This is a genomic window from Variovorax sp. 679, assembly GCF_003952185.1.
Lineage (GTDB): Bacteria > Pseudomonadota > Gammaproteobacteria > Burkholderiales > Burkholderiaceae_C > Variovorax.
In genome coordinates, this window is the sequence record NZ_RXFS01000003.1 from 668,615 (window position 1) to 679,658 (window position 11,044).

Annotated in this window: 6 protein-coding genes; all 6 read right to left on the minus strand. The window is 66.6% G+C overall.

Annotated elements, in window-relative coordinates; genetic code table 11:
* Window positions 1-12 precede the first annotated feature (12 nt).
* On the minus strand, window positions 13-1,266 hold the full coding sequence (locus EJO71_RS10475; protein ID WP_125948072.1) for a tetratricopeptide repeat protein: 1,254 nt from the start codon (window positions 1,264-1,266) through the stop codon (window positions 13-15).
* A 25-nt stretch (window positions 1,267-1,291) separates the two neighbouring features.
* Window positions 1,292-2,470, minus strand: coding sequence for an HlyD family type I secretion periplasmic adaptor subunit (locus tag EJO71_RS10480; protein WP_125948613.1), 1,179 nt, complete (start codon window positions 2,468-2,470; stop codon window positions 1,292-1,294).
* A 202-nt stretch (window positions 2,471-2,672) separates the two neighbouring features.
* Window positions 2,673-4,790 (minus strand): type I secretion system permease/ATPase, encoded by a 2,118-nt coding sequence (locus tag EJO71_RS10485; RefSeq protein WP_125948071.1) that lies wholly within the window; start codon window positions 4,788-4,790, stop codon window positions 2,673-2,675.
* Window positions 4,787-6,229 (minus strand): TolC family outer membrane protein, encoded by a 1,443-nt coding sequence (locus EJO71_RS10490; RefSeq protein ID WP_240651310.1) that lies wholly within the window; start codon window positions 6,227-6,229, stop codon window positions 4,787-4,789. The genes EJO71_RS10485 and EJO71_RS10490 overlap by 4 nt, the downstream gene beginning before the upstream one ends.
* Window positions 6,226-7,770 carry a tryptophan 7-halogenase gene (locus EJO71_RS10495; RefSeq protein WP_125948069.1) on the minus strand — a complete coding sequence of 515 codons (1,545 nt, stop codon included), beginning with the start codon at window positions 7,768-7,770 and terminating at the stop codon, window positions 6,226-6,228. Before EJO71_RS10495 ends, EJO71_RS10490 begins: the two co-directional genes overlap by 4 nt.
* 76 nt (window positions 7,771-7,846) lie before the next feature.
* A partial coding sequence (locus EJO71_RS10500) for an Ig-like domain-containing protein (RefSeq protein ID WP_125948068.1) occupies window positions 7,847-11,044 on the minus strand: 3,198 nt, incomplete at its 5' end.

Consider the following 11,044-nt stretch of genomic DNA (forward strand, 5'->3'; position numbering starts at 1 on the left):
CCGCCGCGGCGCTCAGCGCGTCACGACTTTCCAGCGCCCGGCCGAGATCTCGGCGGCATAGGGCGCGGGAATGCTGGCAACGTAGCTGTTGTCGCCGACAACCGCGTCGTAGCTGCAGACGGCCTGCCCCGCCGCGTCGTACAGGGTCCAGCGGACCTGCGTGCCGTCGGGCGCGGCATGCACCACCTGCATCGAAGGGGCGCCGATGTTGGCGCCCACGTGGGCATAGCGTGCATCCACCGTCATCGGCACATGGGACGGAAAGGGCTGGCTGCCGGGCAGGTCGAACCAGTCGTCGTGGGTCAGCATGCTGCGCTCGGCGACCTTCCAGACACGGTGCCTCAAGAAGTGCTGGTCGGCATAGCGCGCGGAGAACGGCCGGCTCCCGAGGTATGCGCGCATCTCGCCCGCCATGTCCACCAGGACGCCGGTGCAGGCGCCCCACATGCCGGCGAGCATCAGCTCGGTGTGCGTTTGGTAGTCGCGCATGACGTGGAACCAGCGGTCCGATGCGCACCAGTCGCGCACCGCCGCCTGGTCGCGCGTGGACAGCAGCGAATCGGCATCGCGGAACTGCACGCGGTCGATGCCGGGGTCGTCCAGCGCCAGGAAGCGCCACATGGTGCCAGGCAGGTCGTGGCCGTCGACCGAGCGCACGTCGGCGATCGACGCGCCCTCCAGCGCCAGCCGCTCGCACACCGCCGCCGGAACCGAGCCGTCGACATAGAAGCGGCACACCCACTCAGGGAAGAACTGGCGCGCGGCCCGCACATTGAGAACCGCCATCTCGCAATAGCGCGGATCGCCGCCGAACAGGCTGAAGGCGATCACGTTGCGCAGGCGGTTCCTCGGGTCGAAGCATCGCGGCGCGGGCGGGTCGACCGTGGCGGCGGCCGGCTCCCTGGCGGCCTCCTGCATCTTCAGCCGCAACGAGGCGGAGCCGGCCTTGCGCACCTCGTCGTGCTTGCCCAGTTGCCCCGCCGCTTCCGCGAGGCCGTCATGGGTGTTGGCGGTATCCAGCTCGCCGACGAGGCGCCGGTAGAGGTGGTAGGCCTGCTGCGGCTGGTCCATGCGAAGCAGGCACAGCGCGACATCGGCCAGCGGCTGCGGGCCGTGCGTGGCCTGCCACGCCTGCATCGCGAAGTTCCGCGCCTTCGCGTAGTCGCCTTGCGCGAAGGCGACCCGGAATTGCGAGCCCAGCGCGTTCAGGGCTTGCTGCGTGATCGCGGGAACGTAGTTCGACACCTGCGGTTTCTTTTTCGTCATCTTCATCGCGTCATGCGTCTTGCGGTCAACGCTCGCGCAAGGCTTCGCGGGCCTTGTTCAACGGCTTGAGCAGGTAGTCGAGCACCGACTTGCTGCCGGTGTGAATGTCGACCGTGGCGATCATCCCGGGCACGATCGGGAAGCGCTTGCCGCTCTTGTTCGTCAGGTGGTCGACGTCGGTGCGGATGTAGACGCGGTAGTAGTACACGTCGCGCTTCACGTCGTCCTGGATGGTGTCGGGCGAGATCGTCGCCACCTTGCCCGGCATGCCGCCGAAGATGGCGTAGTCGTAGGCTGTCACCTTCACCGTGGCGTCCTGCCCCGGGTGGATGAAGGCGACGTCGCGCGGCGAGATGCGCGCCTCCACAAGCAGCTTCTCGTCCAGCGGAACGATCTGCATGAGCCTGCCGCCCGGCGGCAGCACGCCGCCCACGGTGGTCACCACAATGTCCTTCACGATGCCGCGCACCGGCGAGGCGAAGGTCAGCCGCGTGAGCGAGTCGGAGCGGCCGCGCGTCACCGAGCGCTGCGCCTCGATCTCCGCGTTCGCCTTCGCGAGGTCTTCGCGCGCCTTCACGTGGTACTGGCTGCGGATGTCGGCGGCCCTGGTCTCGGCCTCGTTGATCTGGCGCTTCAGGCGCAACACCTCCACGTCGCTCGCGGCGCCGCGCGACACCAGCGGCTCGGTCAGCGCGAGTTCGCGGCGCATGAGCACCAGCGCCTGCGTCACGCCGCCGAGGCTGCTTGCGAGCTGCTCCCGGCGCGAGTGATAGAGCGCGGTCTCGGTGCGCACGAGGACGGCATCGGCCTGCACCTCGGGCGGAAACGCCAGCGGCGTGCCGCCCACCTCGGCCGCGAGCCGCGCCGACATGGCGAGCGCCGTACGCAGGCGGGAGGCGCTTTCCTCCACGTTCGATTCGGTCTTGGTCCGGTCCAGCTGCGCGAGCACCTGCCCCGCCTCGACGATGTCGCCCTCGCGCACCTTCAGCTCCACCAGGATGCCGCCTTCGAGCGACTGCACCGTCTGTTCCTTCGACGAGGGCACCACCTTGCCGGTGCCGGTGGACACCTCCTCGAGCCGGAAGAACCAGGCCCAGGCCAGCAGCACGAGCAGCAGGACCGCGACGATCCAGACGATCAGCGAGGAGCGCGGCAGCGGCGGCGGAGCTGGCGAATGGGTCACCGCGGCCGGTGGCGGCACCATGGGCACGGCCGGCGGCTTGCGCGGTCCGACCTCGCCACTCCTGCCGGACTTGGCAGGCACATCCGCGGCCTTCCGGGTGACCGGCACGTCGGCTCTCTTCTGACTGCCGGGCATGTCGCCCGGCTTCTCGTCGCTCCTTTTCCGCGCGGCATCTGCCGCCACGGCCATGCTGCCCGCGTCTCGTGCACGGGATGTCGGGACCTCAGGCGTTGCCACGGGAAAGCTCTCCAAGAATTCGGTCCTTCGACCCGTCCATCACGATGCGGCCGCTGTCGATCACGACGATGCGGTCCACCCAGCGCAGCACCGGCATGCGGTGCGTCGCCACCACCAGCGTGCGCGACGCCAGCCAGGGGCCCATCGACTCGATCACCTGGTGTTCGGTGAACTCGTCGAAATGCGCGGTCGGCTCGTCCAGCAGCACCACGGATGGCTGGCGGATCAGCGTGCGCGCAAGCAGCAGCGCCTGCCGCTGTCCGCCCGAAAGCCCGAGGCCGCCCTCGTGGATCAGCTCGCCCAGCCCCTCGTGGCGCGACTGCACGAAGGGCAGCGCACCAGCCATGGCGAGGGCCTGCACCACCTCGTCGTCGGTGGCCAGCGGCCTGCCCATGGTGACGTTGTCGCGGATGGAGCCGTGGAAGAGCCGCGCGTTCTGCGTGAGCAGGCCCAGGTCGCGGCGCAGGTCGGCCGGATCGACCAGCGAGATGTCGAGCGAGTCGATGCCCACGTGGCCGCGCTGCGGCGTCTGCAGGCCCGCCATCAGCTGCAGCAGCGTGGACTTGCCCGCGCCCATGCGTCCGAGCAGCGCGATCTTCTCGCCGGGACGGACCTGCAGCTGCGCGACCGCAAACGCCGGGTACCTGTCGTCCTTGTTGTAGCGGAACTCGACACCCGTGATGTTGTAGCTGCCCCGCAGGGACGGCACGTGCACGCGCCGCGCGCGCTCGGGCTGGTCGACCGGCCGCAGCATCAGCTGGTCGAGACCGGCGCGCGCCACCTTGGCCTGCTGCCAGCGCGCGAACACGCCCGACAGCTGCGCGAGCGGCGCGATCATGCGCGAGGCCAGGATCGACGAGCCCACCAGCGCGCCCGTCGTCATGTCGCCCTTCATCACGAGGTAGCAGCCCGCGAGCAGCACGACTGCGTAAACGATGGTCTGCACTTCCTGCGTCCAGGTCATGAGCAGGCTCGTGAGAAAGCGCTGGCGCATGCTGACGCCGGCGGCGACGTCGTTCGCGTGGTTCCACTGGTTCTGGAAGCGCGGCTCGGCGCGCATCAGCTTGATGTCCTCGATGCCCTCGACCGCCTCGACCAGCAGCGCATTGCGCAGCGCCGATTCGCGCATGCCTTCGTTGGCCAGTCGCGCGAGCGGCTTCTGAATCAGAAGCCCCGGAATCACCAGCAGCGGCACGGCCGCCAGCGCCACCAGCGTGAGCGGGCCCGCCACCAGCCACAGCACGCCCAGGAAGAGCAGGAAGAACGGCAGGTCGACCACCGCGCTGATGGTGGTGGACGTGAGCAGCTCGCGCACCTGCTCCACCTCGCGCACCTGGGCGATGAAGGAGCCGGTGGACTTGGAGCGCGCGTCGGAGCGAACCCGCAGCGCATGGCCGAAGACCAGGTCCGACACCTTGAGGTCGGCGCGCTTGCCGATCACGTCGGAGATGTGCGTGCGCGACATGCGCAGCAGGAACTCGAAGGCCACGGCGAGCATCACGCCGCCGAACAGCACCCACAGCGTGGACTCCGACTGCGCCGGCACCACGCGGTCGTAGATCTGCATCGAGAAGATGGTCGACGCCAGCGCCAGCATGTTGGCGAAGACGGAGGCCAGCACGATGTCGCCATAGCGGCGCCAGTCGCGCAGCACGATGGTCCAGAACCAGTTGGCACGGTAGGGCTTGATGTAGTCGTCCACGCGGACATCGGCCACGGCGGTGTTCGGCCGCAATATCGCCACCCGCTTCGCGCGCCGGCGCACCTCGTCGAAGGGCACCGCGGTTTCCAGCCCCTGGTCGCCCCCCAGCAGCACACCCAGCATGCCGCGCCCGTCGGCCGCGCGCACCACGCCGACCTCGCCGTTGTCGAACTCCACCACCAGCGGCAGGCGCCAGGGGTCGAGCATCGCGACGGAAAAGGCGTCGAGCCGCAGCGCAAGGCCGAGCTGCCGCGCCATGTGATCGAGCAATGTGTCCAGCGGCGCCCCTCGCTCCCAGGCCAGCGAGGCGCGCACGCTCTCCTGCGAGACGCCGATGCCGTAGTGGCGCGCGACGTAGTGCATGGCATCGAGCCACGCGGTGTACTGCGCAGGGAGGTTCATGGAAGCAGCTCCATTCCCTGGACAACGGTGTTGTTCAGGCCGTAATAGGCGCGCCCCTGTCCGGTGGCGCCGATGTAGCCGATGCGGCTTTCCCAGAGGTCGTGCAGCACGGCCTCCTGGTCGGCAGCGGCCTGGTGGATCTCCTGCTCCGCATTGAGCAGGTCGAGGATGGAGCGCGTGCCGAGCGTGTACTGCTCGCGGTAGAGATCGCGCGCCTCGACGATGCTGCGACGTCGCTCGGCCAGCACGCCCAGCCGGGCCTGCGCGCCGATGGCCTGTTCACGCAAGCTGCGCACCTGGTCGCCCAGGTTCAGGCGGGCCGCCTCGATGCGCATGCGCGCAGCCTCCTCTGCGGCGAGGGCTGCGCGCACCTGGGCATCCTGCGCGCCTCCCTGGTAGACCGCGCTGGTGAGGTTGATCATCACCGCATGATTGGTGCCGTTGCGCTCCTGCGTGGCGGGGTTCACGCCGCCCAGCGCCTTGCTGGCGGACACGTCGAGGCTGACGGTGGGATAGCGTTGGGCTTTGGCGATGTCGAGCTGCGCTGCGGCGACCCGCCGCTCGGCCTCTGCGACCAGCACCTCGGGCATGAGCCTGGCGTCCGGCGGCAGCTGATCGACGCGCGGTTCGCTGGCCAGGCGCTGCGGCAGTGGTGCAATGAGCGCCGGCGCGGGCCCGCCCAGCAGCGTGACCAGGCGTTCGCGCGACTGGGCCAGCTGTGACGTCACATGCAGCAGGTTGGCGCGTGCGCTGTCGACGCGCGACTCTGCCTGGATCGGATCGGCCTTCGTGCTCAGGCCCGATGTCGCGCGCAGCTTCGCGGTCTCCAGGACCTTCTCCACCGCGGCGACCTGCTCCTGCGCGATGGCGACGAGCGACTGGTAGCGGTGCGCTCTCACGACGGCATCCGCCGTCTGCTGCGCCACCGCGTCGATCTGCCGGAGGACGGTGGCCTGCTGGCGTCGCACCTGGGCTTCCGACTGGTCCACCGCGCCAGAAACCTTGCCGAAGTCGTAGAGCATCTGCGACACCGACGCCGTGGCGAGCACACCGGTGCCGCGCCTGCGGGCCGAAGCGGAGCCCCCGCCATTGAAGCCGCTGCCTGCGCCGAAGCGCACCTGGGGGTAGTAGCCGGCGCGCGCCACCTCCACGCCGTCGGATTGCTGCGCCAGCGTGGCGATGGCATCGGAGATGGAGGGATGGCGTCCCACCGCCCGACGCACTGCATCGGCCAGTTCGAGCGGCTTCGCGTTTTCCGCGGCCGCCTGCGCCTGGGGCTGCAGCACAGGGGCAGGCCCGGCACTCCCCAGCTCCTGCGCGAGCGTGCTCGGGGCAAGCGAACGCGCGGACTTCAGTTCGATGGGCTCGACCTGCGCAGCCGTGGGCAAGCAGGCAAGTGACAGCCATGCGGCCATGCAAAGGGTTGTGCTCGATTTCACCTGGATGGTTCTTCCTTGCAGGAAAAGTTGCCGGCCGCGCCAAGCTCGCGCATCCGGTGGATATAGACGGCCACGCGCTTGCGGCTGGCAACCGGCAGGCTCGCCAGTTCGGTGGCGGCGGCCTCTCGAGACACCACGCCCAGCGGCGCAGCCACGAACAGCCAGTTCACGGGGTGGAAGATTCCACGCCATCCGTGAGCGACGTAGTTCTGCACGTCGATGAGCCGCGGTGTGCGCTGCTGAAAGCACTCGCGCAGCTCTGCGTAGCTTGGCGGCAGCGGCAGGCCCGCCGCGTCGCGCCAGAAGTCGGTGTCGCGCCGCGGGCAGTCGTAGTGCATACGCAGGAAATCGCGAATGCCCGCCCAGCAACGCGCATTGGCCTCGTTGAAGCCGTCGATCAGGTGGCCGGGCACCACGCCGTCGCAGGCCGTGACGATGCGCTCGAAGTTGCGCAGCTGCTCCAGCAGCTGGCCGATGGAAGTGGCCTCCAGCGGCTCCACGAAGCCCGAAGCCAGCCCGACCGCCATGATGTTGCCAACCCACGCCTGCGCGAAGTGACCGGACTCGAACTTCAGCGCGCGCATCGGTTCGATGCCGGGGCCGATACGGCAACGGATCTCGTCGATGACCTTCGTCTCGTCGGTATGAGCGCTGCTGAAGACGTAGCCCGCGCCGACCCGCTCGGCCAGCGGTATCTGCCACATCCAGCCGGCCGGCATCGCGATCGCCCGCGTGACCAGCGAGGGGTTGGGCTGAGGATTCGGCATGTGGAAGGGCACGGCACGGTCCGGCAGCAGGTACTCGGAGAACGAGTGCCAGCGCACGCCGAGCTTGTTGCCGATGCCCAGCCGCGCCAGTCCCGAGGCGTCGATCAGCAGTTCGAGTTCGAGCGCTTCTTCGACGCCCTCGAGCTTCACTGCGCACGCCATACCGCCCGCATCGCACACCAGTTCCTCGACGCGGGCCTGCTGGTGCACCACGCCGCGCGAGACGGCCACGCGGCAAAGATATTCCGCCAGCTTGTGGGTGTCGAAATGAAAGGACGTTGACAGGCCGGAGCTCTCCCCGAGCTGGAGCATCGCCTTGGTCTGCTGCTGGGAAGCGTTCGATGCGATCGAGGCGAAGCCCGGTATGTACCGGTGAAGCTCGATGCCCTCGTGCACCATGCCGGAGAGCAGCGGATGAAAGCCACGCTCCGTCCAGTCGATCTCCTGCAGGCCCGGTCGGCCGAAGAGGTGGTAGTAGCAGTCGTCTTCGGCACCGGTGCGCCAGCCCTCGTAGCTGATACCCAGATTCAAGGTGGCACCGGTCTCGCGCACGAACTCGTCGAGCCGGATGCCGTTGCCGCGCAGCGCCTCGACCAGGTTGAGCAGACCGCCCTCGTCCGCGCCGACGGTGTCGGTGGCGCCGTCGGCGGGCGACTCGATCACCCTCACCTCGACATGCGGCGCGAACATGCGGCGCAGGGTCAGTGCAGCGAACCAGCCTGCGGCCCCACCGCCGACGACGACGGCGCGGGAAAGATTGCGAAGATTCAGCATGTGCGTGACTTCATGAAGCCGGTCGAGAGGAAGGGGGGCGCGCAGCGCGCCCCCTTCCCTCGTCCGGCAATGAGCTTCAGGCCAGCACGAGCTGATGGTTGGCGAGCAGCGTCGCGAGATCGGTGGTCACGCCGTTGAGCGTGACCAGCGGCGTTGCCGAATAGGCATTGCCCGATCCGTCGCGATCGATGCTCAGCATGGTGTTGCCGCCGCTGACCGTCGTGCTGAGGTACTCGCTGATGGAATCGCCCGCGTCGATGGTGGCAACGCCCTCGATGTAGCGCGCAGCGCCATCCGCATCGGCCATGTAGCCGACGAGCAACTCCTTCAGGTCGATGCGGTTCGCATCGGCCGTTCCCTCGAAGTCGCCGACCGTGAACAGATCGAGCGCATCCACGTCGTTGCCACCGGTGGCGTGATCGGCAGCGAGCAACTTGTAGAGCACCGTGTCCTTGGCACCGAGCGGGCTGATGAAGATCGCACCGTCAGCGTCGGGCTCCGCATCATTTGTTCGAAGCGCGGCCGTCATGTCGACGCTCACACCTGCCTGGACCCACAGAGACGCAGCGCCATCCTCCTTGTTGGAGTAGACGTTGTACTTCTCCCCACGCCAGACTTGCGACCCGGCCAGGGACCATGAGTCTTCGAGCACCACGCGGTCCGTTCTGCCGCCCAGGACGACGAGGGTATCGGTCGTGCCCGATGCGCCCAGCACGTCGCTCAGCGAAAGCTTCAGGGTGTTGGCGTTCTTGTCACCGAGGTGGATGGTCTCGATGTTCTTCACCTTGGCGGCAACGTCGCTGAAGTTGAGGTTCTGCGTGGAATCCCAGATCAGCGTGTCGTTGCCGGCACCACCATCGACCGACGTGAAGCTGGTGTCCTTGATGATGATGTAGTCGTTTCCGCCACCGGCGTTCAAAACGCTCGCGCCCTTGCGGCCGTCGAGCGTGTTGACGGCGTCGTTACCGTTCAGCGTACCGCCGCCGTCGATGTAGCTGGCCGTTACCGGGTAGGTCTTGGTATCGCCCGAGCCCCGGATCGATCCATCGGCATTCACGACGATGGACTGGATGGTTCCTCCGTGTACATACGGAGGGTTGACCGCAAGATCCGAACTAGCGCCGTCAAGCGTTTTCACCCAGGTCACCACGTAGCCGCCATCCGGCAACTCGGTCACGCGGGGCATCATGTCGACTGCCGATGCGCCATTGACCGAGATCAAGGTCTCGCCGCCAAGCTTGTTGCCGGCTGCATCGAACGTCTGTCCATAGACCTCCGACGTGTACCTGCTGGTGAATTTGCTCCACACCACCACATAGCCGCCGTGAGCAAGTGCTGCGGCTCCGAAGTGAACGCTGAAGTTCCAGAAGTCCACGCCGTTGGCACCATTGGTCGTAGTGTTGACCCGCACCTCCTGCGTGTCTTTGGCAACGATCGATTGGGTAGCCTCGTCCCACGCGAGGCGCTTTGCGTAGACGTCGAAATTGTCCGACGTCGATCTGTCCACGGGAAAAGGGGAGTAGGCGGTGTGATCGGAGAGCCAGACAGCAACGAGCCCGCCCTCCTTGAGCCGCAGCACCTGGGCGCCCATCTGCGTACCAACCCACTCGGAGTTCACCCTGATTTCCGCACCAACTGCTCTCCCCGTGCCAAAGTCGTACACCTGCGCAAACATGTTGCTGGTGGCTAGTCCTGGTGTGTTCTGGTACTTCTGGCTCGTGTAGAGCATTACGTACTTGCTGTCGCTCACCGCAACCGCCGCCATGCCCGTGGTCGCATAGCCATCGGACAGGTCATAGCCGGGCAATCGATGGAGGTCCATTGAAAAACCGTTTGTCCGGCCGTCGGAGGTCAGCGCCATGCTGTTCTTGTCGATGGCCGTGCCGTCGGCGTTGTACCGAATCTGGTAAATGTCGAATGAGTACGCACCACCCATAGCGTAGAGCAGCACGTGCCGGCCATCCGGCATGTCGACATAGACGGGCGCCGCGATCGTATTTTGATCCCACTGCGTTCTGTTGGTCAGTCCTTGCACTGGCCGGCGTTCTACCAGCTTGCCGTCGGCATCGAAGTTCGCGATGTATACCAGCTTGCTGTTTTCTCCGGACTTGACTACGGAAGCAGGCGAAAAAGTAGCGTAGAAAACGCCGAACGATCCGTCGGACTTGAATGCAACGTCGTACTGCCCGACATTCTTCATGCCTACGTGGAACGAATACGCCTCTCGGACGCCAGCTTCGGCCGCGATCGCAACTTGAGCGCCGATCGGCGTACCCTGCTGCGAAAATTTCTGTGCATACAGGTTGAAGGAGACGTACGGGCCCGTGAATACATTGTTTTCCGGTGCTGCGTAGAAGATCCAATAGCTTCCGTCCGCAAGAGCGTAGGTCCTCGGCACTACATGGCCCTTGTCGTCCGTTGCTTTGTGGATCACAGGCTGAACGATCTCGAACTTTTCTTGACCGGACTCCTGCCCGCCCGAGCCGTCGGCAACACCAACGTAGGCCTTCACGGTGTAGGAGCCGTTCGCCAGATGGGTCGAGCCCCATGCCTCGGGAGAAATCGACCAGCTGCCAAGGCCGGCGTCCATCTTCACGCCGCTCGCGCTGCTGCTGCTGCTGAACTTCTTCACGACATTGCCGCTGCTGTCGGCCACCTCGACGAACATCGTCTCGCCGGTCCCGATCTTGCCGCGGCCGATCAGGGCGGGCTGCGTTTCAGCCATGTAGTCATAGCTCTGTGAGCGGATCACGCTCGCATCGCGATAGACCGTGATCTTCGAATCGCTGCCGGCACTCTTGGCATTGCCCGCCTGGTCGACGATTCGGGCATCGATGCTCAGGACCGCATCCGAAGCGCCGTCCTTGTTGATCGGTTGTGAATCCGGAATGGCCAGCGACCAGGTCGATCCCGTCACCTTCAAGGCGGCGTCGACCCCTTGCTTGTACGTCACGCCATTGCAAGTCACCCACACGCTTTCATCCGCCTTCAAGCCGGAAACATTGCCGGTGATCGTGGGCGTGGTGTCGGCCGTGCTCAGGGCATTGACGGTGATGTTGCCAGTTGGCGGCGTCGTGTCGATGGTCACCGTCTGCGCCTTTGCGGCCCCGAGGTTGCCCGCGGTATCGACGACACGAATTTCGTAGTTGTGCTTTCCTTCTTTCAGGTTCTCGCTGGTGGTGTGGCTCCATGCCGTGCCGGTGACGGCCAGATCGCTCCAGGCCCCGCTGTCAAGGCGGATCTGTGCCTTTTCGTTGCCGTCAAGCGCCCTGCT